The 26,256-nt window shown below is 72.1% G+C and carries 24 protein-coding genes; 13 read left to right on the top strand and 11 right to left on the bottom strand.

The window, feature by feature from the left end; all coding sequences use genetic code 11:
* Nucleotides 1-163: 163 nt before the first annotated feature.
* From IG78_RS0116115 to IG78_RS0116095, 5 genes are all read right to left on the bottom strand, one after another.
* On the bottom strand, nucleotides 164-634 hold the full coding sequence (locus IG78_RS0116115; RefSeq protein WP_030563603.1) for a cupin domain-containing protein: 471 nt from the start codon (nucleotides 632-634) through the stop codon (nucleotides 164-166).
* Between the two features lie 82 nt (nucleotides 635-716).
* Complete coding sequence (locus IG78_RS0116110; RefSeq protein ID WP_030563601.1) at nucleotides 717-1,553, bottom strand: helix-turn-helix domain-containing protein; 837 nt, start codon at nucleotides 1,551-1,553, stop codon at nucleotides 717-719.
* A 100-nt stretch (nucleotides 1,554-1,653) separates the two neighbouring features.
* Nucleotides 1,654-2,586: a LysR family transcriptional regulator gene (locus tag IG78_RS0116105; RefSeq protein ID WP_030563599.1), complete on the bottom strand. Its 933-nt coding sequence runs from the start codon at nucleotides 2,584-2,586 to the stop codon at nucleotides 1,654-1,656.
* Nucleotides 2,587-2,711: 125 nt separating this feature from the next.
* Nucleotides 2,712-3,590, bottom strand: coding sequence for a DMT family transporter (locus IG78_RS0116100; RefSeq protein WP_037685276.1), 879 nt, complete (start codon nucleotides 3,588-3,590; stop codon nucleotides 2,712-2,714).
* 134 nt (nucleotides 3,591-3,724) lie between these two features.
* Nucleotides 3,725-4,666 (bottom strand): EamA family transporter, encoded by a 942-nt coding sequence (locus IG78_RS0116095; RefSeq protein ID WP_030563595.1) that lies wholly within the window; start codon nucleotides 4,664-4,666, stop codon nucleotides 3,725-3,727.
* Nucleotides 4,667-4,806: 140 nt separating this feature from the next.
* On the opposite strand from IG78_RS0116095, the gene IG78_RS0116090 reads away from it, so the two are divergent.
* Nucleotides 4,807-5,391 (top strand): MarR family winged helix-turn-helix transcriptional regulator, encoded by a 585-nt coding sequence (locus tag IG78_RS0116090; RefSeq protein ID WP_078964963.1) that lies wholly within the window; start codon nucleotides 4,807-4,809, stop codon nucleotides 5,389-5,391.
* 139 nt (nucleotides 5,392-5,530) lie between these two features.
* On the opposite strand, the gene IG78_RS0116085 is transcribed toward IG78_RS0116090, so the two are convergent.
* Genes IG78_RS0116085 through IG78_RS0116075 form a run of 3 tightly spaced genes read right to left on the bottom strand, consistent with a single transcriptional unit; the run spans nucleotide 5,531 to nucleotide 8,439 of the window.
* Nucleotides 5,531-5,773 (bottom strand): hypothetical protein, encoded by a 243-nt coding sequence (locus IG78_RS0116085; protein ID WP_030563592.1) that lies wholly within the window; start codon nucleotides 5,771-5,773, stop codon nucleotides 5,531-5,533.
* Nucleotides 5,774-5,832: 59 nt separating this feature from the next.
* Entirely contained in the window at nucleotides 5,833-8,202 is a 2,370-nt protein-coding gene (gene malQ / locus IG78_RS0116080) for a 4-alpha-glucanotransferase (RefSeq protein ID WP_037685275.1), read from the bottom strand.
* Nucleotides 8,203-8,439: a hypothetical protein gene (locus tag IG78_RS0116075; protein ID WP_030563589.1), complete on the bottom strand. Its 237-nt coding sequence runs from the start codon at nucleotides 8,437-8,439 to the stop codon at nucleotides 8,203-8,205.
* A 303-nt stretch (nucleotides 8,440-8,742) separates the two neighbouring features.
* On the opposite strand from IG78_RS0116075, the gene IG78_RS0116070 reads away from it, so the two are divergent.
* Entirely contained in the window at nucleotides 8,743-11,940 is a 3,198-nt protein-coding gene (locus IG78_RS0116070) for a glycoside hydrolase family 84 protein (RefSeq protein ID WP_030563586.1), read from the top strand.
* Nucleotides 11,941-12,034: 94 nt separating this feature from the next.
* On the opposite strand, the gene IG78_RS0116065 is transcribed toward IG78_RS0116070, so the two are convergent.
* Nucleotides 12,035-12,571, bottom strand: a complete 537-nt coding sequence (locus tag IG78_RS0116065; protein WP_030563585.1) for an HNH endonuclease — start codon at nucleotides 12,569-12,571, stop codon at nucleotides 12,035-12,037.
* A gap of 267 nt (nucleotides 12,572-12,838) precedes the next feature.
* Between IG78_RS0116065 and IG78_RS0116060 the strand changes: the two genes are divergently transcribed.
* On the top strand, nucleotides 12,839-13,945 hold the full coding sequence (locus IG78_RS0116060) for a mechanosensitive ion channel family protein (RefSeq protein ID WP_030563583.1): 1,107 nt from the start codon (nucleotides 12,839-12,841) through the stop codon (nucleotides 13,943-13,945).
* Nucleotides 13,946-13,977: 32 nt separating this feature from the next.
* On the opposite strand, the gene IG78_RS0116055 is transcribed toward IG78_RS0116060, so the two are convergent.
* On the bottom strand, nucleotides 13,978-14,535 hold the full coding sequence (locus IG78_RS0116055) for a Uma2 family endonuclease (protein ID WP_030563581.1): 558 nt from the start codon (nucleotides 14,533-14,535) through the stop codon (nucleotides 13,978-13,980).
* A gap of 35 nt (nucleotides 14,536-14,570) precedes the next feature.
* Nucleotides 14,571-14,993, bottom strand: a complete 423-nt coding sequence (locus IG78_RS0116050; protein ID WP_030563579.1) for an ATP-binding protein — start codon at nucleotides 14,991-14,993, stop codon at nucleotides 14,571-14,573.
* Between the two features lie 221 nt (nucleotides 14,994-15,214).
* Here IG78_RS0116050 and IG78_RS0116045 point away from each other — a divergent pair, with 221 nt between their 5' ends.
* From IG78_RS0116045 to IG78_RS0116000, 10 genes are all read left to right on the top strand, one after another.
* Complete coding sequence (locus IG78_RS0116045) at nucleotides 15,215-16,051, top strand: helix-turn-helix domain-containing protein (protein WP_199813244.1); 837 nt, start codon at nucleotides 15,215-15,217, stop codon at nucleotides 16,049-16,051.
* A gap of 3 nt (nucleotides 16,052-16,054) precedes the next feature.
* A complete protein-coding gene (locus tag IG78_RS0116040; protein WP_030563575.1) occupies nucleotides 16,055-16,234 on the top strand; it encodes a DUF397 domain-containing protein in 180 nt (59 codons plus the stop codon).
* Between the two features lie 148 nt (nucleotides 16,235-16,382).
* A complete protein-coding gene (locus IG78_RS0116035) occupies nucleotides 16,383-17,585 on the top strand; it encodes an ROK family transcriptional regulator (RefSeq protein ID WP_037685273.1) in 1,203 nt (400 codons plus the stop codon).
* Between the two features lie 86 nt (nucleotides 17,586-17,671).
* On the top strand, nucleotides 17,672-19,012 hold the full coding sequence (locus tag IG78_RS0116030) for an ABC transporter substrate-binding protein (protein ID WP_030563571.1): 1,341 nt from the start codon (nucleotides 17,672-17,674) through the stop codon (nucleotides 19,010-19,012).
* 11 nt (nucleotides 19,013-19,023) lie between these two features.
* Nucleotides 19,024-19,959: a carbohydrate ABC transporter permease gene (locus tag IG78_RS0116025; RefSeq protein ID WP_030563569.1), complete on the top strand. Its 936-nt coding sequence runs from the start codon at nucleotides 19,024-19,026 to the stop codon at nucleotides 19,957-19,959.
* 7 nt (nucleotides 19,960-19,966) lie between these two features.
* Complete coding sequence (locus IG78_RS0116020; protein WP_030563566.1) at nucleotides 19,967-20,878, top strand: carbohydrate ABC transporter permease; 912 nt, start codon at nucleotides 19,967-19,969, stop codon at nucleotides 20,876-20,878.
* A 7-nt stretch (nucleotides 20,879-20,885) separates the two neighbouring features.
* Nucleotides 20,886-22,151, top strand: coding sequence for a 6-phospho-beta-glucosidase (locus IG78_RS0116015; protein ID WP_030563564.1), 1,266 nt, complete (start codon nucleotides 20,886-20,888; stop codon nucleotides 22,149-22,151).
* Nucleotides 22,142-23,167, top strand: coding sequence for an N-acetylglucosamine kinase (locus IG78_RS0116010; protein WP_030563562.1), 1,026 nt, complete (start codon nucleotides 22,142-22,144; stop codon nucleotides 23,165-23,167). The genes IG78_RS0116015 and IG78_RS0116010 overlap by 10 nt, the downstream gene beginning before the upstream one ends.
* Nucleotides 23,168-23,735: 568 nt before the next feature.
* Nucleotides 23,736-25,178, top strand: a complete 1,443-nt coding sequence (locus IG78_RS0116005; RefSeq protein WP_030563560.1) for a hypothetical protein — start codon at nucleotides 23,736-23,738, stop codon at nucleotides 25,176-25,178.
* Between the two features lie 17 nt (nucleotides 25,179-25,195).
* Nucleotides 25,196-26,245, top strand: a complete 1,050-nt coding sequence (locus tag IG78_RS0116000; protein ID WP_078964959.1) for a glutamate ABC transporter substrate-binding protein — start codon at nucleotides 25,196-25,198, stop codon at nucleotides 26,243-26,245.
* Nucleotides 26,246-26,256 lie beyond the last annotated feature (11 nt).

Genomic DNA, 26,256 nt, shown 5'->3' with positions numbered 1-26,256 from the left:
GTGTGCGGGGGACGGGTGGGCACGCCGTCCGTATGCCGGGGGGGCGAGTGGGGCACGCCGTCCGTGTGCGGGGGACGGGTGGGCACGCCGTCCGTATGCCGGGGGGGCGAGTGGGGCACGCCGTCCGTGTGCGGGGGCGCGGGTGGGCACGCTGTGCGTGTCGTTATGGTGCTTTCTCCGGGCTGGGCGTGCCGACGGGGTCGGTCGGGCGGGTGTTGGTCCGAGGACGGTGGTCGGTGCCGAGGGTCGCAGTGATGGCCAGGATGGACGTCGGCCCCTCCATGTCGACCGCGTGCCATACCCCGGCCGGGTTGACGGTGGCCTCGCCCGGCCCGAGCAGAACGCGGTCGGGCACCCCGTCCACGTCGCGGGTGACCGTCACGGACCCGCTGAGGCAAACGACCAGTTCGTCGCCTGCGGGGTGGCTCTCCCAATGGTCACCGAGCCCGTCGCCGTCGAAGATCATCACCATCCGGCCCTCGGCGCCGTCCGCCGCGACCGCGGCGCTGTAGGCCTTGAGCACCTCCGGGTCCCAGGTGAAGCCCTCGACGGGTTTCGCTCTCGATCCCAGTCCGAGGTGCACGGGGGTGGTCCGCAGGTTCATTGCGTTGCGTTCGTGGTTGACGAGTCTCATGCCGGCGATCGTCCACGACAGCGCTCGGGCGGTCTTGAAGAAAAGGGAAGAGAAGCCGACGCGACGGGCAGCCGGTTGGCGGCTACCCGGCTCCGAGGAGGACTTCGCCGCGACGCCAGGCCGTCGGCGATCGGCCCGTGAACTCGCGCCAGTCCCGAACGAGATGGGCCTGGTCGGCGTAGCCGGAGACGGCTGCCACATCGCCCCACGGGAGCGGGTCCCGCGCCGCCGCCAGTTCGTGCGCGTGCTCGAAGCGCAAGACCCGGGCGAAGGTCTTCGGCGACAGGCCCACCTCACCGCGAAACCGCTCGGTGAGGTACCGCCGGCTCCAGCCGAGTTCCGCGGCGACCACGCCAACCTGGACGCAACCCCGCGCGGCGACGAGGCGGCGCCACGCCTCGGCTACCTCGGGGCGCACCCAGCGCACCTGGTCGCCGCAGGCGCCACGGCCGACAGCTCGGAGGAGCAATTCGTCCAGCGCGGTGAACCGCGCCGCCCATGTTGTCGCCGATCGGAGCCGGTCGACCAGCTCGACGGCAAGCGCTCCGAGAAGCTCGTCAAGCGGGACCAGTCGGTGGGCGAGCTCGGCGGCGGGCATGCCGTAGATGGCCCGGGCCCCGAGCGGTGTCAGGGACACCTGAACACCTTGCTGGCGTCCGTCGTGGTGAATCGCGACGGACCGGCACATCAGACCGCCGGCCACGCTGCCGAATCGGGTGACCGGTGACCCGTCGTCAACGCCCGCCGCCACCTCCAAAGGATCTGACAGGCTGATCACCGCAGTGAGCGCGCGGCTCGGCGGACCGCAGTGCACCCCCGTCGGGAGCCCGCGGAGGTCGAAGCCGACATACGAGTCGACGTACTGCCGCAGGAGGGGCGCCGGACGTGCACCGATCCCGGTGGCCGTGTGGTCCTCCATTCTCGTCAGTGTACGAGCCGCCCAGCCCAGGAAGACCACCGTCCAAGGACTGATCACCGCCGCATGCCGCGGTTCGCGGCCCCCCTCCGCCTCGGGGGCGTCAGGTGTGGGTCGGGGGGACTTCGCGGAGTGCGGTCAGTACATGGGAAAGCGCCGGGGCGGCCTCGGCGCCCCGGCGCGTCGCGGCGATCACATGGCGGCGGGGACGCGCGGCCCCGAGGTCGCGCATCACCACGCCCCCCTGCCCAACGGCCCCCCGGCCAGAAACCGCCATACGGGGCACGAGAGCCACCCCCATCCCCGCCGCCACCATCGCCAGGATCGCCCCCCACCCAGATGCACTGTGAGCCGCCTCGGGCACGAAGCCCGCCGCCTCGCACGCGGCCAGCGTGATCTCCGACCAGGGCCCGGACCCCCCGAAGATCCACGCCTCCCCGGCCAGGTCGGCGAGACCGAGCCCGGGGGCGCGGGCGAGCGAATGCCCCGCGGGCAGCGCGACGTCCAGCGGGTCGGCGAACAGCGTCACCCGCGTGAACCGCCCGTCCCGCCCCCGGCCCCCCGCCTCCCCCGGAGCCTGCGCCGCCAGCGAAAGGGCCAGGTCGACCTCCCCCGCGGCCAGCAACTCGTACGCCTCACCCGCCTCGGCCTCCCGCACCCGTACCCGCACCCCTGGGTGCGCGACCCGCAGGGCCCGTACCGCGGGCACCACCAGGGCCGGCACCGCCGTGGAGAACGCCCCCACCCGTACCTCCCCGGCCTCCCCCTGCACGTAGGCCGCCAACTCCGCGTCCGCCCGCTCCAGTTGGGCGAAGACGGCGTCGGCGTGCCCGAGCAGGAGCCGGGCTGCGCCGGTGAGCCGCACCCGGCGCCCGTGCGCCTCCAGGAGTTCCACACCCACCTGCTTGGCGAGGTTGGACAGTTGCTGGGACACGGCCGAGGGGGTCATGAGCAGGGCGCGCGCCGTCGCGGTGACGGTCCCGCGCTCGTCCAGGGTGCGCAGGATGTGCAGCTTCTTGATGTCCCACTCGGTCATCCCGTGCGCCATTCAGTCATCTCGTGTCCACTCGGTCGTCCCGTGCACCATTCAGGCATCCCGTACGCCATCCAGGCATCCCGTGCCCCGCTCGGTCAGGGCGTCAACGTACCCGCAGGTGGCGCTCACTTGCGCGCCGCCGAACCCAGCACCACCCCGCCCAGGATCAGGCCCATGCACACCACCTGAAGCCACCCCATGCCCTCGCCGAGTAGCGCGAAGGACAGCAGGGCCACGCACACCGGCTGGAGGTAGTAGACGACGCCCGCGCGGGCCGCGCCGATGAGGGAGATCGCCCGGTTCCAGGCGAAGAAGGCCACCGCCGACGACACCACACCCACGTAGAGGAGAGGCGAGACCGTCGCCGCCGTCGGTTCGAAGCCGCCCTGGACGGCCAGGCTGACCACGAACACCGGCAGCAGCATCAGGGCGCCGAGGACGAAGGTGGCGAAGAGGAAGGGAAGGCCGGAGATCTCCGCGGGCTTGCGGCGCAGCAAGGCGCTGTAGGAGCCGAAGGCGACGGCGCCGCCGATCACCCAGAGGTCGCCGACCGCCAGGTCCATGGCGAGGGAGCCGCCGCTGACCAGGAGCAGCACCCCGACGCAGGCGACGAGCATGCCCGCGACGCGCCGCGCTCCGAGGCGGGCTCCGCCGATGCGCTCGTACACCGCCATCAGGACCGGCGAGGCGGCCATGATCATGCCCATGTTGCCCGCGGTGGTCGTCACCCCGGCCTGGTTGACGAGGGTGTTGTAGACGGTGACGCCGAGCAGGGACGCGGCGAGCAGGAAGCGCAGATGCCGCCGGAGCAGGGCGCGTTGGCGCCAGGTCCGACGAGCGGCGAAGGGTGCGACGGCCGCGATCGCGACGAGCCAGCGCCAGAACGCGTGCTGGACGGGCGGGACGCTGTCGGCGAGGGCACGGGAGGTGACGAAGCTCCCCGACCAGACGACGGTGGCGAGCGCGGCGAGCGCGAGACCGAGCCCCAGCCCGTTCGCCCGCACGCCCCCCTTCCCTGCCCGCGTCTTCGTCGTCGACGCGGTGTCCGTGCTCGCGCTCCTACGGTCCAGGACGGTCGTCACTGCTACCCCTTGCCTCTCCCCCTGTCTGCGCCAGGGGCTCGAAGATCTCTGCGGGACTACCGTCGCACCGCCTCACCTTCCAGGTCCATCGAATCTTTTCGGTCGGTCTTTGAAGCTGAGCTGAACGTTTTGGGGTCGGTGGCAGGCCGTGCCGGGCGCAGTTGGCCGAACACCGTGGCCGCGAACGCCAAGGCCATCCCGCCCACTTGCACCGCCGTCAGCGCCTGGCCGAGCGCCGCCCAGCCGATGACCGCCGCCGTCAGCGGGGAGAGCGGGCCGAGCAGGCTGGCCTGGGTCGCGCTGAGGCTGCCGATGCCGCGGAACCACAGCCAGTACGCGACCGCCGTACCAGCCAGGGACAGATAGACGTAGCCCGCGATGTTCCGGCCGTCGAGGGCGGGTGGCGCGCCCTCGACAAGGAGGGCCACCGGGGCGATGAGCAGGCCGCCCGCCGTCAACTGCCAGGCGGTGAGCGCCAGCGGGCCCACGCCGTCCGGGCGGCCCCACCGCTTGGTGAGCACGGTTCCGGTCGACATCGACGCCGTCGAACCGACCGCCGCGAGCAGGCCGACCGCGTCGAGCGCCCCGGCCGCCTTGAGGACGACGAGGCTGACGCCGAGCGCCGCCGCGGCGCCGGTGAGCAGGGTGCGCGGGCTCGGGCGGTCGGCGAGGAGCAGCGCCGAGAGCCCGGCGACGAAGAGCGGCCCGACGGAGCCGACGACGGCCGCCATGCCGCCGGGCAGTCGGTAGGCGGAGAGGAAGAGCAGCGGGAAGAAGGCGCCGATGTTCAGCGCCCCGAGGACAAGGGACTTCCACCACCACTCCCCCCGCGGCAGTCGTCTGGCGAGCAGGAGCAGCAGCAGCCCGGCGGGCAGGGCCCGCATCAGGCCCGTGAACAGGGGCCGGTCCGCGGGCAGGAACTCGGTCGTGACCGCGTAGGTGGAACCCCAGGTCAGGGGGGCGTAGGCGGTGAGCAGGATCGCGGTGGCGCGCTTCATGACGTACGACTCCAGGGCAGGCGCCCGCCGGGATGACGCGGCGGACAGCGGGTGGCTTGGCGGTAAGTAGCTTAGCTCTAAGCAACTTACTGTCAAACCACTTACTTGTAAGCATGTGAAACACGTCGGATACTTTCCCCATGGATACAGAGGGAGCCAGGGACGCAAGGGGCACAGGGGAAGCAGGGGACCCAGAGGGCGCGGGGAACACGGCCGCCACGTCCGACGCCGTCGACGCGATCATCGGCCAGTGGGCCGCCGTCCGGCCGGACCTGGAGACCACCCCCATGGAAGTCTTCGGCCGCGTCTACCGCGTCACGCAGGCGATGGGTGACCGCGTCGAGAAGGCGTACCGCCGTCTCGGCACCACCCGCGGGGAGTTCGACGTGCTCGCGACGCTGCGCCGCTCCGGGGAGCCGTACACGCTCTCACCGCGTCGGCTGTCCTCCACGCTGATGCTGACCACGGGCGGTATGACCGGGCGGCTCGACAAGCTGGAGCGGGCCGGGCTGCTCCGCCGCTCCCCCGACCCGCACGACCGGCGGGCGCTTCAGGTGACGCTGACCGAGGAGGGCCTGGCCCTGGTCGAACGGGCGGTGGCGGCGGGCCTCGACGAGCAGCGCGCCGCGCTCAAGGCCGCGGGCCTCGACGCGGCGGAGACGGCGCAACTGGCCGCTCTGCTGCGGAAACTGCTCGCGGGCACCCGCCCCGGGGACGGGGCCTGAGAACACGCCGAGGGCGCCCCTCGGCCGCGCACGCAGTCACCTGCGTGCGTACGGCCGGGGAGCGCCCTCGGCGAAAACGAAAAGCGGCGAACGGAAGGAGCCGAAGAAGCCGGAGACCGGAAGAACCGGACCGGCGTCGTCAGCCCTGCTTCTGCTGCTTGCGGGACTTGTCGCCCACCATGACCAGACCGGCGATCACGAGGAACAGCACGATCGGCGCGGCGACGTACAGGCCGAGCGTCTCCATCACGCTCAGGCCGGAGCCCGGGTCGTCACCGTCGTCGCGGTGGAGCGACGCGGACGCAGGGGACGTCATGAGCAGCATCATCAGCGTCGTACCGGCAGCCAGGGCACCGGCGCGCAGGGCGTTCTTCTTGTCCACGGTGCCAACGTAGCGAACCGCTCCGCGGGCCGCGCGCCCGGGGTGCCGTACGGGGCGTCTCAGTCCGTACGGGCCCCGGGGCCCGGGTGCGGGTGGAACACCTCCATGAGGGCGTGCAGGCGCGGCGCGGCGGCGAGATCCTCCAGGGTGACGGGGCGTCCGGTGGCGTCGGCGACGGGCAGCCGCCAGTTGGGGTACTGGTCCCAGGTGCCCGGCAGGTTCTGCGGGCGGCGGTCGCCGACGGTGTCCGGCAGCCAGATCCCGACCATGCGGGCGGGCGTCGCGAGCAGGAACCGGTGCACGGCCCGGACCGCGTCCTCCTCGTCACCGGCGCCGCCCGGCAGCATCCCGAGCCGGGAGAGCAGCGCGAGCCATGTGTGCACGTCGGCGGCGGCCTCGGCGCGTTCGGCGGCCTGCGGCCGGGTCAGCAGGCCGAGGTCGTGGCGCAGGCGCACATGGTCGCCGGTCATGCGGGCGGCCGTGGACGGCAGGTCGTGGGTGGTCGCCGTGGCCAGGCAGTCGGCGCGCCACCGCGCGGGCGGCAGCGGCAGGCCCGAGCCCTCCCAGTCGCGCTCGAACCACAGCACGGACGTGCCGAGCACCCCGCGCTCGCGCAGCGCCTCCCGCACGCCGGGCTCGACGGTGCCGAGGTCCTCGCCGATGACGAGGGCACCCGCGCGGTGCGCCTCCAGGACGAGGACGGCCAGCATGGCCTCGGCGTCGTAGCGTACGTAGGTGCCCTCCACGGGGGTGCGTCCCTCCGGCACCCACCAGAGCCGGAAGAGGCCCATGACGTGGTCGATGCGCACGGCGCCCGCGTGCCGCAGCGTGGCGCGCAGCAGTTCGCGGAACGGGGCGTAGCCGGACGCGGCGAGCCGGTCCGGGCGCCACGGCGGAAGCCCCCAGTCCTGCCCGAGTTCGTTGAAGGCGTCCGGGGGCGCGCCCGCGGACATGCCCGCGGCGAAGTACCGCTGCTGGGCCCAGGCGTCGGCGCCGTCCGGATGCACGCCGACGGCCAGGTCGTGGATGAGGCCGATGCTCATCCCCGCGTCGTGCGCGGCCCGCTGGGCGGCGGCGAGCTGCTCGTCGGTGAGCCAGGCGAGGCGCCCGTGGAAGTCGACGCGGTCCATCGCCTCCCTACGGGCGCGGGCGGTCTCGGGGGACGCCGGGTCCCGCAGGGGCGCGGGCCAGGTGTGCCAGTCGGGGCCGTACCGCTCGGCGAGCGCGCACCAGGTGGCGTGGTCCTCAAGGGCCTCGCCGCGCTCGGCGAGGAAGTCGCTGTAGCCCGCGGACCTGCCCGGCCCGAGCGGCACGTCGCGGATCAGTTCCAGGGCGGCCGACTTGAGCTCCCACACCGCGTCCCGGTCGATGAGACCGCCCTCGCGCAGGACGGCCCTGCGCAGCGCCGCGGCCCGGTCCAGGCACAGGCCCGCACGTTCGCGGGCCTCGCCCCGCAGCCTGCCGAACTCCGGTACGTCCGTGACGCGCAGGTGCACGGGGTCCGGGAAGCGACGGGAGGAGGGGCGGTACGGGGAGGGGTCACCGGCGCCGCCGGGGGGCTTGGGCACGGCCGAGTGCAACGGGTTCACCTGGACGAAGCCCGCCCCGAGGGCCCGCCCCGACCACGAGGCGAGTTCCGCGAGGTCACCGAGGTCGCCCATGCCCCAGGAGTGGTGGCTCAGGAGGGAGTAGAGCTGTACGAGGAACCCGTACGTGCGCGGCGGCGGCACGGGCGCCCGGCGCGGGGCGACGATCAGATGGGCCTCGCCGGTGGCGCCGTCGGGGGCGACGGCGCGGAGGCGGTGGATTCCCAGGGGCAGGGCGGCGGCCGGGGGCGGGTCGAGGGCCGGGGGCGGTTGTGCGGGCGCGGGCGTGACGACCTCGACGAGGTCCCCCGTCTCTGTCTCGACGGTGACACGGGTGCCAGGGGGGAGAGTGGTGAGGGCGTCGAGGGCGGCCAGAGAGGTGAGGGTGGCCTGGGGGGCGGGGTCGGGGTCCGTGCCTCCGGGCGCGGCATTCGCACCTCCGGGCGCGGCATTCGCACCTCCGGGTACGGCGTCCGTGCCTCCGGGTACGGCGTCCGTGCCTCGGGGCGCGGCATTCGCACCTCCGGGCGCGGCATTCGCACCTCCGGGCGCGGCATTCGCACCTCCGGGCGCGGCATTCGCGCCTCCGGGCGCCGGGCCCGCGCCTTCAGGCGTGGGGTTCTCGTCGGCCCACAGGACCACGGTCGGGGGCAACAACCGCTCCCGCAGCGCCCGTTCACGGGCCGCCACCGCGTCCCGTACCGCCTGGGGGGTGCTCGCGTCGACGTCGAGCGCGGCGAGGACCGCCACGACCGCGGCCTCGGATGCCTGGACCGTGCGGTCCGGGGACGGGGAGTAGGAGGTGGCCACGCCGTACAGGGCGGCCAGCCTGGCAAGGGTCATCTAGACCCCCATGGGGTCCAGGCCCGCGGCCGTGCCCATGGAGGTGGGCTCGCTGGTCAGGGGGGCGGCGTCCATCAGGGACGGCTCGCTGGTGAGGGGGGCGGCGTCGGCGAGCGGCGGCTCGCTGGTGAGGGGCAGCTCCAGGCAGCCGCAGGAGCAGGATCCCTCGAAGCCGGAGTCGGGGTGCGAGACCTGTTTGGACAGGGCGGAGAGGAGGAGATTCGCGGAGGCGGGCATGGGGTTGCTCCTTGGTCGCGGATGCCGGTGCGGGAGCCCTACCCACTGCGGTGGGGCGCATCCGTATACGGTCCGGGAACGTGGCGCTGGTCACAAACTCGGTCAAGGGCCAGAGTGCCGGACGGCGCGCGTCCGCGCATTGACACGTTCCCCATGGGGGTGGTGGGCTTTCGGAGCTGTGCGTGACACGGGAGGCGCCCACGGTGACGGCGGCGGGTCCCTCACCCACCCGTCCACGTGGCCATGGCCCACGTCACCACGCACCACTCCACGTGATCGTCCCCCACGTGACAAGGAGAGCCCGTGCAGCTCCGGCGCAGGAAGGGCGCGGCCGCCGTCGCGCTCACCGTCATCGCGGGCGCGCTCGGCACCGCGCCGGGCGCCGTCGCCGCGCCGGTCCCGCCGGGCGGCGGCGCCCCCGCGACGTCACCGGACGACCAGCGGCCGGGGGTGGCCCCCCGGGTCTGGCCACGGCCGCGGTCCCAGGAGTCCACAGGGCCGGGGAACACCGTCACCGTCGGCGACACCGTCGTCCTCGTCACCGAGGGCGGCTCCGACCGGCACGCCGTCGAAGCCCTGCGCGCCCTGCTCCACGGCGCCGGGGCCCGCCGGATCACCGAGGTCCCCGCGGCCGCCCCGCTCCCCGCGGGCAGTCACCTGGTGGTCCGCGTCGGAAGCGGCAGCGGCAGCGGCGGACGCAGCAGCGAAGGCGGGGAGGGGGGCGCCGACGCGGCGTTGCGCGCCCTCGGGGAGCGCCCGCGCGCGGATCTCCCCGCGGGCGGCTACCGCCTGGCCGTGGGCCCGGTCGGCGGCCGCGACACCGTGGCGCTCGACGGCGTCGGCCCGGACGGCCTGTTCCACGCCGCGCAGACGCTGCGGCAGCTCGCCGACCCCGGGGCCCGCACGATCCCGGGCGTACGCGTCCGCGACTGGCCGGCGACGGCGGTGCGCGGCCTGACGGAGGGGTTCTACGGCACCCCGTGGACGCACCGGCAGCGCCTCGCGCAGCTCGACTTCATGGGGCGCACGAAGCAGAACCGCTATCTGTACGCGCCGGGCGACGACCCGTACCGGCAGGCACGCTGGCGCGAGCCCTACCCGGCCGCGCAGCGCGCCGCGTTCCGCGCGCTCGCCGAGCGTGCGGCCCGCAACCACGTGACGCTCGCCTGGGCCGTCGCCCCCGGCCAGGCCATGTGTCTGGCGTCGGACGAGGACGTCAGGGACCTGACGCGGAAGGTCGACGCGATGTGGGCGCTCGGCGTGCGGGCGTTCCAGTTGCAGTTCCAGGACGTGAGCTACAGCGAGTGGCACTGCGGGCGGGACGCGGACGCCTTCGGTACGGGTCCACGCGCCGCCGCCCGGGCCCAGGCGCGGGTCGCGAACGCCGTCGCCCGGCACCTCGCCGCGCGCCACCCGGGGGCGCGGCCGCTGTCCCTGATGCCCACCGAGTTCTTCCAGGACGGGGCGACGGACTACCGGGCGGCCCTGGCCGCCGCGCTCGACCCCGCCGTCGAGTCGGCGTGGACGGGGGTCGGGGTCGTACCGAAGACGATCACCGGACGCGAACTCGCGGTCGCGCGTTCGGCGTACGGGGAGCATCCGCTGGTCACGATGGACAACTACCCCGTGAACGACTTCGCGCCCGACCGGATCTTCCTCGGCCCGTACAGGGGCAGGGAGCCCGCGGTCGCCCAGGGGTCCGCCGCGCTCCTCGCCCAGGCGATGGAGCAGCCCGCGGCGTCCCGCATCCCGCTGTTCACGGCCGCCGACTTCGCCTGGAACCCCCGCGGATACCGGCCCCAGGAGTCCTGGGGCGCGGCGCTCGACGAGCTGGCGGGTGGCGACGCCGAGGCCCGCGCCGCGCTCGCGGCCCTCGCGGGCAACGCCGCGTCCTCCGTGCTCGGCGCCGAGGAGTCGGCGTATCTGCGCCCGCTCCTGCGGGAGTTCTGGCGGTCCCGCGCGAGGACCGACCCCCGCCGTGCCGCCGACGCCGCGCACGCCCTGCGGGACGCCTTCCGCGTGCTGCGGGACACGCCGGGGACGCTGGCCGGCAGCACGGTGGACGGGCTCGGTGACCTCGCGGACGAGGTGCGGCCCTGGACGGAGCGCCTCGCGCGGTACGGCAGGGCGGGCGGCGCGGCCGTCGACATGCTGGACGCGGCCGCGCGGGGCGAAGGACCGGCCGCCTGGCACGCGGCCCGCACCCTGCGCACGCTGCGCGCCGAGCTGAGGCCCGGCCGCGTGACGGTCGGCGAGGGCGTCCTCGACCCGTTCCTGGAGCGCGCGGAATCGGCGTACGAGAAGTGGGCGGGTCTCGACGGGGAGCACGCGACGTCGGGGGGCGGCACGCGCGGCGAGGACGGTGACGCGCACGGCCGTTCCGGCGGCCCGCACGGTGAGGACGGCAGCGTGCGCGGTGAGGACGGCGGCGCGCGCGGTGAGGACGGCGGCGCGCGCGGCCACGGTGACGACACGCGCGGCCAGGGCGACAGCTCGAAGGGGCGGCGCCACGACGTGCGGGGCGAGGGCCTGGTCGCGCGGTGGCGGGGTGCCCGGCCGCTGGCCGCCGTGACCGCTCTGTCCGACCCCGGCACCCGGGGCGCCCTGGAGGCGCACGAGCCCGGCGCGGGCTGGCGCCGTCTCGCGCCCCTGTCCGCCTCCGGGTTCACGGAGACGTCCCTCGGGCCGGAGGGCGATGTGCGTGCCGACGCCGTCCGGGTGGTCGCGGCGGACGGCGGGGTCCGGCACGTCGTGCCGTGGTTCGCCGACGAGCCCGCCGCCCGGTTCGGCCTGGACCGCGCGGCGGTGGACGCGGACATCGGCGGCGGCCCCGAGCGGGTCACGGCGAAGCTGTGGTCGCGCCGCCCCGGCGAGGTACGGGGCGAGCTGAGCGTCGAGGCGCCCGCGGGGGTAAGGGTGCGCGCCCCGCGGGCGGTGACCCTGCCCCGTGGCATCGACGTGGCCGTACCGCTGGAGGTGACCGTCCCGGCGGGCACGCGCGCGGGGTCGTACCGGATCACCGTCCGGTTCGGTGCGGGCCGCAGGGGCGCGGAGAGCGGGACGACGCGGAGGCTCACGGTGCGGGCCCGTCCGCGCACCGGCGGCCCGGATCTGGTGCGCGGCGCGAAGGCGACGTCGTCGGGCGACGAGACGAAGGACTTCCCCGCGGCGGCGGCCCGTGACGGCGACGCCACGACCCGCTGGTCCTCGCCCGCCGACGACGGCGCCTGGTGGCAGGCGGAGCTGCCGGGCCCGGTGCGCCTCGGCCGGGTGGTGCTGCGCTGGCAGGACGCGTACGCGGCCAGGTACCGGGTCCAGACCTCGGCGGACGGCAGGACGTGGCGCACCGCGGCCGTCGTCCGTGACGGCAGGGGCGGCCGTGAGTCCGTACGGATGGACGCGCCGGGCACCCGCTTCGTGCGGGTCCAGGGCGAGCGGCGGGCGACCCGGTTCGGGTACTCGCTGTGGTCGGTGGAGGCCTACGCGGTGGCGGAGGACTGAGGCCGCCTCCGGCACCGCGTACGAGACGAAGCCCCGCGTACAACGACGCACCGCGTACGACAGCGCACCGCGTACAACAAAGCCCGGATCGTTTCTAGGCGGAAATGCCGTCGATCCGGGCCATCGCGTCGTCCGCGCCGAAGGGCTGCAAGTACGGCAGCCAGCGCGGATCCCTATGCCCCGTGCCGATGATGCGCCAGGCGAGGCCCGTGGGTGGGGCGGGCTTGTGGCGCAGGCGCCAGCCGAGCTCCAGGAGGTGCCGGTCGGCCTTGACGTGGTTGCAGCGGCGGCACGACGCCACCACGTTGTCCCAGACGTGCTGGCCGCCGCGGCTGCGCGGGATGACGTGATCGACGCTGGTTGCGACGCCACCGCAGTACATGCACCGGCCGCCGTCGCGGGCGAACAGGGCACGGCGGGTCAGTGGCACGGGTCCCCGGTAGGGAACCCGCACGAAGCGCTTGAGCCGGACCACGCTGGGTGCGGGGATGGTGCAGGTCGCGCTGTGCATGAAGGCGCCGGACTCCTCGAGGCAGAGTGCCTTGTTCTCGAGGACGAGGACGAGCGCGCGGCGGAGCGGTACGACGCCGAGGGGCTCGTACGACGCGTTCAGGACCAGGACATGCGGCACGGATGCCTCCTATAACGCCGGCGGCGCGTGGCTCGCGCCGGGACGATCTGGAGCCAGTCTCCCCTCATGCCTGGTCGGAACGCCAGCATGTGCTGGTAACGGCCCTGAAGTGTTTTCGACCACACCTCGATCGGCGGGACGTTTCCGCGCAGGTGAACACCGTGCCTCCTTCGAACATGACAACGATCCCCACACAATGCCCCGTTAGTGTGGTGGGTCTGCCCGGGGCATCTACTGGGCAGGTCGCTATGCCTGGAGGTACCAGCCGTGTTCCTGTCCGTCCTGTCGGCTGCCGGAACGGACCCGGGCCCGACACCGTCACCGTCACCTTCACAGACGCGCAAACCCGTGACGCTCGACGATGCCCAGGAGAGCGCCACGAACGCGGCGAGCTGGGTGGAACAGAACTGGTCCACGTGGCTCGCCACCGGCCTCCGCATCCTGCTCATCGTCGTGATCGCGATGACGCTGCGGATCCTGGTGCGGCGTGCCATCACCAAGTTCATCGACCGCATGAACCGTACGGCGCAGGCCGTGGACGGCACCGCGCTTGGCGGGCTCCTCGTCAACGTGGAGCGACGCAGGCAGCGCTCCCAGGCCATCGGTTCCGTGCTGCGTTCGGTGGCGTCGTTCCTGATCCTCGGCACGGCCGCGCTGATGATCCTGGGCACGTTCCAGATCAACCTGGCCCCGCTGCTCGCCTCCGCCGGAGTGGCGGGCGTCGCCATCGGCTTCGGCGCCCGCAACCTGGTCACGGACTTCCTCTCCGGCGTCTTCATGATCCTGGAGGACCAGTACGGGGTGGGTGACTCCATCGACGCCGGGGTGGCTTCCGGCGAGGTCATCGAGGTGGGCCTGCGCGTGACCAAGCTGCGCGGCGACGACGGTGAGATCTGGTACGTCCGCAACGGCGAGGTCAAGCGCATCGGCAACCTCTCCCAGGGCTGGTCCACGGCGGGTGTGGACGTGACGGTCCGCTCGGACGAGGACCTCGACAAGGTCAAGAGGGTCCTTGCCGAGGTCGGCGAACGCCTCGGCAAGGACGAGCCGTGGAACGAGCAGCTCTGGGGCCCGGTCGAGGTGCTCGGCCTGGACAGCGTCCTGCTCGACCAGATGGTGGTCCGGGTCGTCGCGAAGACCATGCCGGGCAAGTCCCTCGGCATCGAACGCGAGCTGCGCTGGCGCATCAAGCGGGCCTTCGACGCGGAGGGCATCCGCCTCGTGGGCGGCCTCCCCATCGCCCTGGACGGCGGCGTGACCGCCGCCCCCGACCCCACGGCGGGCATGGCGGCCCCCTCCGCCTACGCCTCAGCCACCTCCCCCCAGTCCCTGGCGGCCTCCCCCATACCTCCGCCGCCGAACCTGTCGAAGTAGGGGCCCGGCCCCAGCGCGCACGCCGGTACCGTTCAGCGAGTCCAGTCCTTGAGCGGCTCCGTGTCGAGGGTGATGCCGACCGGGTCGGGCAGGATGACCTCCTTGCCGAACGGCAGCGTCCGCACCTGCTCGTAGCGAACACCGTCCGGCTGACTGTGCACCTTGATCTCGCAACTGTCGCGGTCGACGAGCAGATAGACCGGGATACCCGTCTCGGCGTACGCGCGGGGTTTCTCGACCCGGTCGCGGTGATCGGTGTCGGAGTCGTACGAGGTGACCTCTACGACCATGAGGACGGGGGTGGGGTCGGCCCATGTGCCCGCGCCTGCGAAGGCATCGCTCGGCGCGAGGATGCCGTCGGGCCGGGCGCGGCCTTCCCGGCGGGACTCGATCACCAGCCCCTGCTGGGTGTCGAGCCACAGCTCCGGCCTGCGCCGCACGCACACGCGCGTCAACCATTGGAGGACGCGCCCCCGGTCCCCGTATGGCACGGCCTTGGCTCCGAGTCGTCCCCGTAGCAACTCGACGCGTGCTCCCTCCATGACCCGAGCGGCGTGCAGCGCGATGGCCTCGAATGTGCCCACCGGCATCTGTGGCGCGCCTGCGCGCGCTGGTCCGCCCGTGTTCACCACCTCAGCTCCGCGTACACCGTCTTGCCCACGCTCCTCGGCTCGCAGCCCCAGCGGTCGGCCAGGGTGGCCACCAGGAGGAGGCCTCGGCCGAACTGGTCCGTGGTGGCGGCCGTGCGGGGCTCCGGGAGGCGTTCGCCGCGCGGGTCGGTGACCTCGATGCGGAGGGCGCCCTCCGTGAGGGTGATCCGTACGCGGATCAGGCGGTCCCGGAGGCTGCCGTGCAGCAGGGCGTTGGTCATCAGCTCGGAGGTGATGAGTGCGGCGTCGTCCGCCAGGGCGGGGTGGCCCCACTCGCCGACGAGGCGGGCCGTTCTGTGCCGGGCCAGGGAGACGCTGCCCGCCTGGGGGATGTAGTCGAGCCGGTCCTCCCGGAGCACCGGTCCGGGTGGGGCTGGCGTGGGGGTTTGCTCGGCCATGGACGCACGCCTCCTTGTGCGGGCGGGGCCGGGGACCCCACCAACTGGCTCCGCCGGACGGGCGGTTGCGTACCGAACGTAGTGAGCTGGCTACGACGAGCACAAGTCGCACGGAGACAATTGTCCCCAACGAGTGAACGCGGTCGACCGGACACCGCCGCCAGGACCACACTGACGCCGTGAACCGATCATCAAATGCGGGCAACAGGGCGTCAACTGTGCTGGGACGCAAGCTCGGTGGCGAGCTGCTGCGCCTGCGCGACGCCGCCGGGAAGACCCAGCAGCAGGCCGCGCAGACCATCAGTGCGACCAACTCGAAGATCGTGAAGATGGAGCAGGGCTGGGTCCCCATGCGCGATCCGGACATCCGGGTGCTGTGCGAGTTCTACGGCCTGGAGGACCCCAAGTCCGTCACCCGGCTACTGGAGTTGGCCAAGCTGGACCGCGAGCGCCGCAAGGCCAAGGGGTGGTGGCAGAACACGCCGGGCAGTGGGTCCCTGGCCGAGTACATCGCCATGGAGGACGTGGCGAGCCGCATCCGCAATTGGCAGTCCTCACTGGTCCCAGGGCTCTTCCAAACGCCCGCGTACACACGTGCCCTCAGCGTGACCGAGGGAAGCTGGACGGACCCCGAGGAGATCGAGCCCTTGGTGCAGGTGAAGCAGAAGCGCCAGAGGCGATTGCTAGGCGAACACCCCCTCCAGGTCTACGCGGTCGTCTGGGAGGCGGCACTGCGCCAGCAAGTCGGTGGCCCCGGCGTCATGCGTGCGCAATTGGAGCGCATGCTTGAAGTGTCGGAGCTGCCGAACGTACGCCTCCAGATCCTTCCGTTCGCGGCCGGTGGACATCCCTGCATCGCAGGCCCCTTCAGCATCATCTCCTTCGCGGAGGCCGACGCTCTGGACGTGGTGCAGACCGACAGGGTGCTGGGCTCGGCTTGGGTGGAGAACGAAGCCGAGAGCGCGAAGTACAGCACGCTCTTCGACCGCACGGCTCGACTCAGTTTGGCCCCCCGTGCTTCCGTTGAACTCATCGACAGCCTGCGCAAGGAGCTGTGACCTGTGCCCGAGTTCAAGTTCGCGAAGTCCAGCCACAGCCAGTTGAACGGCGAATGCGTTGAAGTGGCCGTCAACATTCCCGGAACCGTCGCGATACGTGACTCCAAGGACCCGGCCCCCGACCCCGGGATACTCCGCCTGGCCCCGGCCGCCTGGGCGCGCTTCACGGCCTCCCTGCGCTGAGGCACCCCCAGGTAACGACTTGGTTGCCGCCAAGGCGCCCTCCCTTGACGCGCCCTGCACGGGGACTTACGTTCCTCGCATCCAATAGGAAGCCTTCCTAACAGTGATGTGAGGGAGGCGGGCAGGCGAAGGGCAGGTGTCGACAACGATGGCAGGAGCCACCCCGTCCAGCGGGTCCCCCGGCGTGCCGGGAACGCAGGGAACCCCGGGAACCCCCCGGGTGCTGCGCGCCATGAACGACCGCGCCGCGCTCGACCTCCTCGCCGCCCACGGTCCCCTGACCCGAACCCGCATCGGCGAGCTGACGGGGCTGTCCAAGCCGACGACCTCGCAGTTGCTGAGCCGCCTGGAGGCGGGGGGCCTCGTCCGCACCACCGGCAGGCAGAGCGGCAGGCCCGGACCCAACGCGGTCCTGTACGAGATCGACCCCTCCGTCGGCCACGTGGCAGCGCTATCCGCGGACCCCTTCGGCCTCACCGCCCTGGTCGCCGACATCACCGGACGCGAGGTGGGCCGGTTCCGCATCGAGGCGGAAGCGGTGGCCGAGGACGTACGCAACCGCACCGCCCAGTTGGTCGTGGAGGCCGTGGACGGCGCCCTCGCCGAGGCCGGGGGGCTCGGCCACGACGACCTGCGGGCCACGGTGATCGGGACCCCCGGCGCCATCGACCCGCACACGGGCCAGCTCCGCTACGCCCCGCACCTGCCCGGCTGGCACTCCCGCACCCTGCGCGCCGAACTCGCGGAAGTCCTCGGCACGCCGGTGACCATCGAGAACGACGTGAACCTCGCCGCCATCGCCGAGCAGTACGAGGGCGCCGCCCAGGACAACGACGACTTCGTGCTCGCCTGGCTGGACGAGGGCGTGGGCGCGGCGATCGTGCTGGGTGGCGTGCTGCTGCGCGGCGCGACCGGCGGCGCGGGCGAGATCGGCTACATGCCGGTGCCCGGAGCCCCCCTGCTGCGCGGTGCCCCGGACGGGGCCCCCGGCTCGTACCGGGGCGGCTTCGAGAGCCTCGTCGCCGGCGCCGTGGTCCGCGAGCGCGCGGGCGGCAAGCCACTCACGGACGCGCTCGCCGACCCCGCCGTGCGCGCCGAGGTGGCCCGGCACATCGCCACCGGCCTCGCCGCCGTCGTTGCGGTCGTCGACCCCGAACTCGTCGTCCTGTCCGGCCAGGTGGCCCAGGCGGGCGGCGAGCAACTGCGCCTGTGCGTCAAGGAGGAGATGACAGGGCTCGCCCTGCCGCGCCCGCTCCTGCGCATCAGCGAGCTCGACGGCGACCCGATCCTCACCGGCGCGCTGCGCACCGCCCTCACCCAGGCCCGCGACACGCTCTTCGACACGGCCTGAGCACTCCCCGTCCCCGCAGCAACATCCCCTGCAATTGCCCCTGGTCACACCCCGGATACGCCCCCTCCCCGCAAAGGAAGTCCGCCATGCCGCGATGGCGCCCACGCACCCGCGTGCCGGTCGTGCTGGCCGCCGCCGGACTGCTCCTGTCCGGCTGCGCCAACCCGAGCACCGGCAGTGCCGACGACGATCCGACCAAGCCGGTGACGCTCAAGTTCTGGCACGGCTGGGCCGCGCCCAGCGAGGTCGAGGCGATCAACGCGAGCATCGAGCGGTTCGAGAAGCTGCACCCGAACATCGATGTGAAGGCGACCGGGAACGTCACCGACGAAACGATCAACCAGGCCCTTCGGGCGGGCGGCGGCGAGGCTCCCGACGTGGTGTCCTCGTTCACCACGAACAACGTCGGCCAGTACTGCGACTCCGGCATGTGGGTCGACCTCGACCCCTTCATGAAGAAGACCGGCCTCGACAAGAAGAAGACGTTCCCCAAGACGCTCCTTGACTACACGAGCTACGGGGGCAACCAGTGCGCCCTGCCGTTCCTCGCCGACGCGTTCGGCATGTACTACAACAAGGACGCCTTCAAGGAGGCGGGCATCGAGCGCCCGCCGCGCACCATGTCGGAGTTCAAGGCCGCCGCGAAGAAGCTGACCGTGCGCAGCGGCAAGGACTCGTACGAGCGCGTCGGCTTCATGCCCAACTTCCGGCTCTACCAGAACAGCCCCGACCGCCTCTTCGCCCAGTGGGGCCCCCGGTACTTCGACGCCGACGGCAAGTCCCGCCTGGCCGACGAGCCCAAGACGTACGACTACTTCAAGACCACCAACGAGCTGATCGAGGCCCAGGGCGGCTACGCCGACCTGGAGAAGTTCCGCTCCACCTTCGGTGACGAGATGTCAGGACAGAACGGCTTCCTCACCGGCAAGCTGGCGATGCACCTCGACGGCGAGTGGCGCGGCCTGATGCTGGACGACGCGAAGGCGAAGTTCGACTGGGGCGTGGCGCCGCTGCCGGTACCCGACGACCAGGCCGACACGTACGGGCGCGGCTTCATCACCGGCACCGTCCTCGGCATCGCGCACAGCAGCAAGCGCCAGAACGCCTCCTGGGAGCTGGTCAGGTTCCTGACGGCGAACACCGATCAGGTCGTGGACTTCGCCAACGACATCCACAACGTGCCGTCCACCTTCGAGGCCCTCAAGTCACCCCGCCTGGACGCCGACCCGCGCTTCCGCACCTTCTTCAAGATCCTGGAGAACGAGCACAGCCAGGCGCTCCCGCCCTCCACCAACGGCGGCGCGTACGTGGTCTCGCTGCAGGACTTCTCGTACTCCGTCGAAGCGGGCGGCAAGAAGAACCTGCGCAAGGAGCTGAAGAAACTAGACGACCAGATCGACGCCGACAACCTCCAGGCAGAGAACTGAGGAGCCCCGCCATGGCCCTGTCACTCTCCAATCCCGCGCGCCGCAGACTGCGCGTGCTCGGCTTCCTCTCCCCCTGGCTGATCGGCTTCAGCGCCTTCTTCCTCTACCCGCTGATCGCCACCGTCTACTTCTCGTTCATGCACTACAACCAGATCAAGGAGCCCACGTTCGTGGGCCTGAAGAACTGGCGGTACGTGTTCGAGCAGATGCCGCTGTTCGGCCCCGCCCTGTGGAACACGCTGTGGCTGGTCGTGGTGATGGTGGCGCTGCGGGTGGTCTTCGGGCTCTCGCTCGGGCTGCTCGTGACGAAGCTGAAGAGCGGCGTCGGTCTCTTCCGCACCGCCTTCTACCTGCCCTACCTCGCCCCGCCGGTGGCGGCCACGGTCGCCTTCGTGTTCCTGCTGAACCCCGGCTCCGGCCCGGTCAACGAGATCCTCGGCAGGATCGGCATCTCCGCTCCCACCTGGTTCAACGACCCGACCTGGGCGAAACCGTCCCTGGTGATGCTGTCCCTGTGGGGCATCGGCGACCTGATGGTGATCTTCATGGCCGCGCTGCTCGACGTACCGAAGGAGCAGTACGAGGCGGCCGACCTCGACGGCGCGGGCGCCTGGGCGAAGTTCCGGTACGTCACCTGGCCCTCGATCACCCCGATCGTGATGTTCGCGGTGGTCACCGGCGTCGTACAGACCATGCAGTACTACACCCAGGCCCTGGTCGCCGGAAAGATCGCCTCCGGTGTCTCCATCGGCCCCGGCACGGTGATCCAGCCCGGCTATCCGGACCACTCGACCCTCACCGTGCCCCAGCTCGTCTACTCGATGGGCTTCCAGAACTTCAACACCGGTGCGGCGTGCGTGCTCTCGCTCGTGCTCTTCGCCATCGCCATGGCCGTGACGATGCTGCTCATGCGCAAGCGCTCCGGGCTGCTCTCGGCGGAGGACTGATCACACCATGACATCCACGACACTCGGCGCCCCCGCCGCGCAGGCCGTAGCGACACCCGTCAAGCCGCGCGGCCCGGAGGCCGCCCGCGCCCGCCGCAAGCGGATCCTGCACTGGATCGCCGTGCACAGCGTCGCCATCGCCGTGGCACTCCTGTTCGTCCTCCCCTTCGTGTTCGTCTTCCTGACCTCCGTGATGAGCGACTCGCAGGCGATGAGCGGCGATCTGTGGCCCTCCTCCTGGCACTGGGAGAACTACAGGACCGTCTTCCAGACCGACGGCTTCCTCATCTGGTGGCGCAACTCCCTGATGTACGCGGGGCTCGGCACCCTCTTCACGGTGTGCTCGGCGATCCCGGTCGCATACGCGCTCGCCAAGTTCCGCTTCCGGGGCCGACGCACCGCGATGCTGCTCGTCATCTCCACGATGATGCTGCCGCCGCAGGTCATCGTGATCCCGATGTACCTGGTGTGGGCGCAGCAGTTCCACCTCTCGGGCTCGCTGTGGCCGCTGATCATCCCGATGGCGTTCGGCGACGCGTACTCGATCTTCCTGCTCCGCCAGTTCCTCCTGACCATCCCCAAGGAGTACATCGAGTCGGCGCGCGTCGACGGCTGCGGCGAGTTCAGGACCCTCCTCACGATCGTCGTGCCGATGGCCAAGCCCGGCATCGCGGCGATCGCGCTGTTCCAGTTCTTCTACTGCTGGAACGACTACTTCGGCCCGCAGATCTACGCGGCCCAGGACCCGGGCGCCTGGACCCTCAGCTACGGCCTTGAATCCTTCAAGAGCGCCCACATGGTGAACTGGAACATGACCATGGCGGCGACGCTCCTGGTCATGGCTCCGGTCATCGTCATCTTCTTCTTCGCACAGAAGGCCTTCGTCGAAGGCGTCACCCTCACCGGAGTAAAGGGCTGATCCAGTAATGAAGCTCGCAGTGGTCGGCGGAGGCTCGACCTACACACCCGAACTCATCGACGGCTTCGCCCGGTTGAGGGACACCCTGCCGATCGGGGAACTCGTCCTCGTCGACCCGGCGGCCGACCGCCTGGAACTCGTCGGCGGCCTCGCACGGCGCATCTTCGCCAAGCAGGGCCACCCGGGCCGGATCACCACGACGTCCGACGTGGACGCGGGCGTCGCCGACGCCGACGCGGTCCTGCTCCAGTTGCGCGTCGGCGGCCAGGCGGCCAGGCAGCAGGACGAGACCTGGCCCCTTGACTGCGGCTGCGTCGGCCAGGAGACCACCGGCGCGGGCGGCCTCGCCAAGGCGCTGCGCACGGTCCCCGTCGTCCTCGACATCGCCGAACGCGTCCGCCGCGCCAACCCGAACGCGTGGATCATCGACTTCACCAACCCCGTGGGCATCGTCACCCGCGCCCTGCTCCAGGCCGGACACAAGGCCGTCGGCCTGTGCAACGTCGCGATCGGCTTCCAGCGGAAGTTCGCCGCGCACCTGGGCGTGGACCCGGCGCGGGTGCACCTGGACCACGTCGGCCTCAACCACCTCACCTGGGAACTGGGCGCCCGCCTCGGCGGCCCCGAGGGCGAGAACGTCCTGCCCAGGCTGCTCGCCGAGCACGGCGAGGCCATCGCCGAGGACCTGCGCATGCCGCAGACGCTCGTGGACCGCCTCGGCGTGGTCCCCTCCTACTACCTGCGCTACTTCTACCAGCACGACGCAGTCGTGGAGGAACTGCGCACCAAGCCGTCGCGGGCCGCCGAGGTGGCGGCGATGGAGAAGCAGCTCCTGGAGATGTACGGCGACCCGTCCCTGGACGAGAAGCCGGAGCTGCTCGCCAAGCGCGGCGGCGCGTTCTACTCGGAGGCTGCGGTGGACCTCGCGGCATCGCTCCTGGGCGGCGGCGGAAGCCCGTACCAGGTGGTGAACACGTACAACAACGGCACACTCCCCTTCCTCCCCGACGACGCGGTCATCGAGGTGCAGGCGTCCGTGCACGCCTCCGGCCCCACCCCGCTCGCCGTCCCGGCCCTCGACCCGCTGTTCTCGGGCCTGATCGCGAACGTCACCGCGTACGAGGACCTGGCGCTGCACGCCGCCCTGCACGGCGGCCGCGACCGCGTCTTCAAGGCCCTGCTCGCCCACCCCCTGGTGGGCCAGTACGCGTACGCGGAGCAGCTCACGGACAAGCTGATCGCACACAACCGGGAGCACCTCGCGTGGGCCTGAGCACTCCGCACGGCACGGGCCCCGGGGCCTCCGGGACGGTGCTCGCCATCGACGCGGGCAACAGCAAGACAGACGTAGCGGTGGTCACGGCCGAAGGGCAGGTCGTCGGCGCGGCCCGTGGCGGCGGGTTCCAGCCCCCGCAGATGGGCGTGGAGCCCGCCGTGGACGTCCTCGCCGACGCGGTGTCCCGGGCCCTCGCCGAGGCGGGCATGTCCTCCGTCGGCCATGTCTCGGCGTGCCTGGCCAACGCGGACCTGCCGGTCGAGGAGCGGGAGTTGGCGGAGGCGGTGCGCCGGCGCGACTGGGGCGGCAGCGTCGACGTACGCAACGACACCTTCGCGATACTCCGCGCGGGCCTCGTCGAGGACGCCGAGCCGCGCGGGGTCGCGGTGGTGTGCGGGGCGGGCATCAACTGCGTGGGCATGCTTCCCGACGGGCGCACCGCCCGCTTCCCCGCGATCGGCAAGATCTCCGGGGACTGGGGCGGGGGCGGTGCCCTCGCCCAGGAGGCGCTGTGGCACGCCGCGCGCGCTGAGGACGGGCGGGGCGGGGCCACCGCCCTCATGGGCGCGCTCCCGGCCCACTTCGGCCTGCCCTCCATGTACGCGCTCATCGAGGCGCTGCACCTGGGACACATCCCCGCCGTCCGGCAGCACGAACTCACCCCCGTCCTGTTCGCCGTGGCCGCCGACGGCGACTCGGTCGCCTGTTCCCTGGTGGACCGCATGGCCGAGGAGGTCGTCGCCATGTCGGTGGTCGCCCTGGACCGGCTCGGCCTCCTGGACGAGACCGCCCCCGTCCTGCTCGGCGGCGGCGTCCTGGCCGCGCGCCACCACCGCCTCGACGACGGCGTCCGCACGCGCCTCGCCGAGCGCGCCCCCAAAGCGGTGCCCCGCGTCGTGGCCGAACGTCCCGTTCTGGGCGCGATCCTGTTGGGCCTGGACGAGATGGGTGCCCCGGCGTCCGCATACGCCCGGGCCCGCGCCCATTACACCCTCCCGGCGAGCCGCACCTGACCCCTCACCGGCAGGCCGCACCTGACCCCTCATCGGCGCTTCGCGCCTCGTCCTCAATCGCCGGACGGGCTGAAACTCTCGCCGCTGCGGCAGAGTTTCAACCCGTCCGCTGAGTGCGAAGCTCGTCCGGCGAGATCGCAGGCTCTCGGGCGAGACTTCAGCCCGGGGGCGGTCCTTCAACGCCTCCGGTGGGGATCTTTCAGCCCGTCAAGGGGGTACCCCTGCTCCTTAAGAGCTTGGGGGAGCCTGAGGACGAGGCGCGGAGCGTCGATGGAGCGGGGGTCCAGGGGGCGGCAGCCCCCGGTTTCGGAGAAGGGGTGGGACTGGGGCGCCCCGCGAAGGCCGACCCGCACGGACCACCCCACCCCCGGAACCGAACACACCTACGCAGCGTGTTCAAAGGTGCCCGGTGGGCACCAATCCGTACAAGATCCAGTCAAGGCATGTGCGGATGTCAGTCCTGGCGGCGATACTTGCGGCCGAACACCACTTCCGCAGCCACAAGCACCCGGCCCGGAAGGAAGGACCGTCCGAAGACCGAGAGGACCAAGGGGGAGGTCAAGGTCAGGTGACACACCCACCACAGGCACCACCGCACGCACCCGCGCCGACCCGCCCGCATCTCCCGCCCCAGTTGGAGCGAACACCCCAGCGGCAGGCGCCCCCGCCGGCGAGAAGCACGGCGTGGGCCGAAGGCGTGGACCGCCTGCGCGCGGCGGCGACGACGGAGCCGGGCAGGCTCCGCGCCATAGGCGCGCTCCTCGCGGCCCTGCTCCTCGCGTTCGGCGCGGTCACCGCCTGGCAGACCACCACCCGCGCGGACGCCGCGGACCGCGTCCTGAACCGCAGCCAGCCGCTGAGCAACGACGCCGCCGCCATCTACCGCTCCCTGGCCGATGCCAACACGGCCGCGTCCAGTGGCTTCCTGGCCGGCGGCCAGGAGCCCGCGAAGGTCCGCGAGCGCTACCAGCGTGACATCGAACGCGCAGGCGAGAAGCTCGCCACAGCCGCGTCGAACGCGGGCTCGGACTCCTCATCGGCGGCCTCCGTGAGCCGCCTGAACACGCTCCTCCCCCAGTACACGGCCCTGATCGAGCGTGCCCGCGCCAACAACCGCCAGGGCCTGCCCCTGGGCGGCGCCTATCTGCGGTACGCGAACGACACGATGCAGACCCGGATGCTCCCCGCCGCCGAGAAGCTCTACAAGGCGGAGAACGAGCGCCTGGCCGACGACTACGCCGACGCCAAGCCCTACCCCTGGCCCGCCATCGCCCTCGGCGTCCTCGCCCTCGCGGCGCTCGCCCTGGCCCAGCACCGCAACTACCGGCGTACGAACCGGGTGTTCAACACGGGCCTGCTCGCCGCCACCACGGCCGCCGCGGTGGCGCTCCTGTGGCTGCTCGCCGGGCACACCTTCGCCCGCTCCGGCCTGAACGAGTCGTACGACCACGGAGTGAAGTCCCTGAACGTGCTCAACGACGCCCGCATCAGCTCCCTGAAGGCCCGCGGCAACGAGAACCTGACCCTGGTCAGCAGGGGCGCCGAGACCGTCGCCGTCGGCAGCGCCACGAAGGACAAGTTCGACGTGGCCTACCAGCAGCAGATGAAGCGGCTCGCCGGAGCGGACGGCGGCAGCGGACTCCTCGGCGAGGCCGCGGAGCTGGCCGACGACGACGCGGGCAGGGCCCCGCTGAAGGCGGCCGCGAACAACGTGACCGAATGGCAGGACCGCCACAGGTCGGCCCGCGCGAGCGACGACTCGGGGGACTACGAAGGCGCGCTGGACAAGGTCATAGGCGCCGACGGCGCCGAGCCGACCGGCGAGTCCTTCGACAATGTGGACGCGGCCCTCGACACCGCGCTCGCGCACGAACAGGACGAGTTCCAGCGCGCCGCCAAGGACGGCAAGGGCGCCATGGCGGGCCTGCCGGTGGGCGTCGCCGTGCTCGCGGTGCTCGGCGCGACCGCCGCCGTGCTCGGCATCGGCCGCAGGCTTTCGGAGTACCGGTGATAGGGGGCGCGCGGACCATGCGTACGCGACCTGACAAGAGCGGACGGCACGGCGTCCGGGGGCGCCGACCGGGTGGCGCCGCGGTCCTTCGCGGCTGGGGCGGGGTGGCCACGATGGCGTTCGCCTGCCTCCTCGCGGCCGCGCTCGTGCTCGCCCTGCCGCAGTGGCGGGGCGACAACGGCCCGAGCGGCGTGCCGGGTTCGCGCGGCGGCGAGCCGGTGTCGCAGGCCGCGCCCGCCCGCGCGGACGACTGTGAGGCCCCCGAGCGCAGCCTGCGGCCCGACAGCGAGGACGGACCGACGCTGGAGAAGATCAAGCAGCGCAAGGTCAAGAAGCTCGTCGTCGGCGTCGACCAGAACAGCTACCGCTGGGGGTACCGCGACCCGAACAAGGGCGTCGGCGAACTGGAGGGCTTCGACATCGACCTGGCGCACGAGATCGCGGAGCGGCTGCTCGGTGACCGCGACGCCGTTGTGTTCCGCGCCATCCCCACCAACCAGCGCGTTCCCGCGATCCAGAGCGGCCAGGTCGACATGGTCGTGCGCACGATGACGATCAACTGCGACCGCATCAAGGACGTCGCCTTCTCCACCGCGTACTTCGAGACCGGGCAGCAGGTCCTCGCCCCCAAGTCGTCCGGCATCACCGGCTACGACGATTCCCTGAAGGGCAAGAGGATCTGCTCCGCGGCCGGTTCGACGGCGGAGGCGGCGCTCAAGGAGAACAGCTTCGGTGCCGACATCAAGACCACGGTGCCCAATCAACTCGACTGCCTGGTAAGGCTTCAGCTCGGTGAAGTGGACGCGGTGGTCACCGACAGCGCGCTCGCCGCCGGTCAGGCCGCCCAGGACCCGACCGTGGAGCTGAAGGGAGCCAAGCCGTTCACCACGGAGTACTACGGCGTGGCGATGAAGAAGGACGCCGACGACCTGGTGCGCCGGGTGAACGCGGTGCTCGACGACTTCCGCGACGACAAGAAGGACGGCTGGCGGGCCGCGTACGACAAGTGGCTCGCCGCCGACCTCGGCAAGTCGGCGGGCCCGCCGAAGCCGAAGTACAAGGACTGACCACAAGTGGA

The sequence above is a fragment of the Streptomyces aureocirculatus genome (assembly GCF_000720475.1).
In the GTDB taxonomy this organism is placed as follows: Bacteria; Actinomycetota; Actinomycetes; order Streptomycetales; family Streptomycetaceae; genus Streptomyces; species Streptomyces aureocirculatus.
The sequence above is the reverse complement of the archived record's forward strand: the minus strand, read 5'-3'. Positions and strand labels throughout refer to the sequence as shown.

Excerpts from the sequence above, each read along its gene's own strand:
- IG78_RS0116030 (WP_030563571.1), top strand. The coding sequence starts at position 17,672 with ATGCCGCGATGGCGCCCACGCACCCGCGTGCCGGTCGTGCTGGCCGCC.
- IG78_RS0116050 (WP_030563579.1), bottom strand. The coding sequence starts at position 14,993 with ATGGCCGAGCAAACCCCCACGCCAGCCCCACCCGGACCGGTGCTCCGG.
- IG78_RS0116055 (WP_030563581.1), bottom strand. The coding sequence starts at position 14,535 with ATGCCGGTGGGCACATTCGAGGCCATCGCGCTGCACGCCGCTCGGGTC.
- IG78_RS0116105 (WP_030563599.1), bottom strand. The coding sequence starts at position 2,586 with ATGACCGAGTGGGACATCAAGAAGCTGCACATCCTGCGCACCCTGGAC.
- IG78_RS0116075 (WP_030563589.1), bottom strand. The coding sequence starts at position 8,439 with ATGCCCGCCTCCGCGAATCTCCTCCTCTCCGCCCTGTCCAAACAGGTC.
- IG78_RS0116025 (WP_030563569.1), top strand. The coding sequence starts at position 19,024 with ATGGCCCTGTCACTCTCCAATCCCGCGCGCCGCAGACTGCGCGTGCTC.
- IG78_RS0116020 (WP_030563566.1), top strand. The coding sequence starts at position 19,967 with ATGACATCCACGACACTCGGCGCCCCCGCCGCGCAGGCCGTAGCGACA.
- IG78_RS0116115 (WP_030563603.1), bottom strand. The coding sequence starts at position 634 with ATGAGACTCGTCAACCACGAACGCAACGCAATGAACCTGCGGACCACC.
- malQ (WP_037685275.1), bottom strand. The coding sequence starts at position 8,202 with ATGACCCTTGCCAGGCTGGCCGCCCTGTACGGCGTGGCCACCTCCTAC.
- IG78_RS0116000 (WP_078964959.1), top strand. The coding sequence starts at position 25,196 with ATGCGTACGCGACCTGACAAGAGCGGACGGCACGGCGTCCGGGGGCGC.
- IG78_RS0116095 (WP_030563595.1), bottom strand. The coding sequence starts at position 4,666 with ATGAAGCGCGCCACCGCGATCCTGCTCACCGCCTACGCCCCCCTGACC.
- IG78_RS0116090 (WP_078964963.1), top strand. The coding sequence starts at position 4,807 with ATGGATACAGAGGGAGCCAGGGACGCAAGGGGCACAGGGGAAGCAGGG.
- IG78_RS0116035 (WP_037685273.1), top strand. The coding sequence starts at position 16,383 with ATGGCAGGAGCCACCCCGTCCAGCGGGTCCCCCGGCGTGCCGGGAACG.
- IG78_RS0116110 (WP_030563601.1), bottom strand. The coding sequence starts at position 1,553 with ATGGAGGACCACACGGCCACCGGGATCGGTGCACGTCCGGCGCCCCTC.
- IG78_RS0116015 (WP_030563564.1), top strand. The coding sequence starts at position 20,886 with ATGAAGCTCGCAGTGGTCGGCGGAGGCTCGACCTACACACCCGAACTC.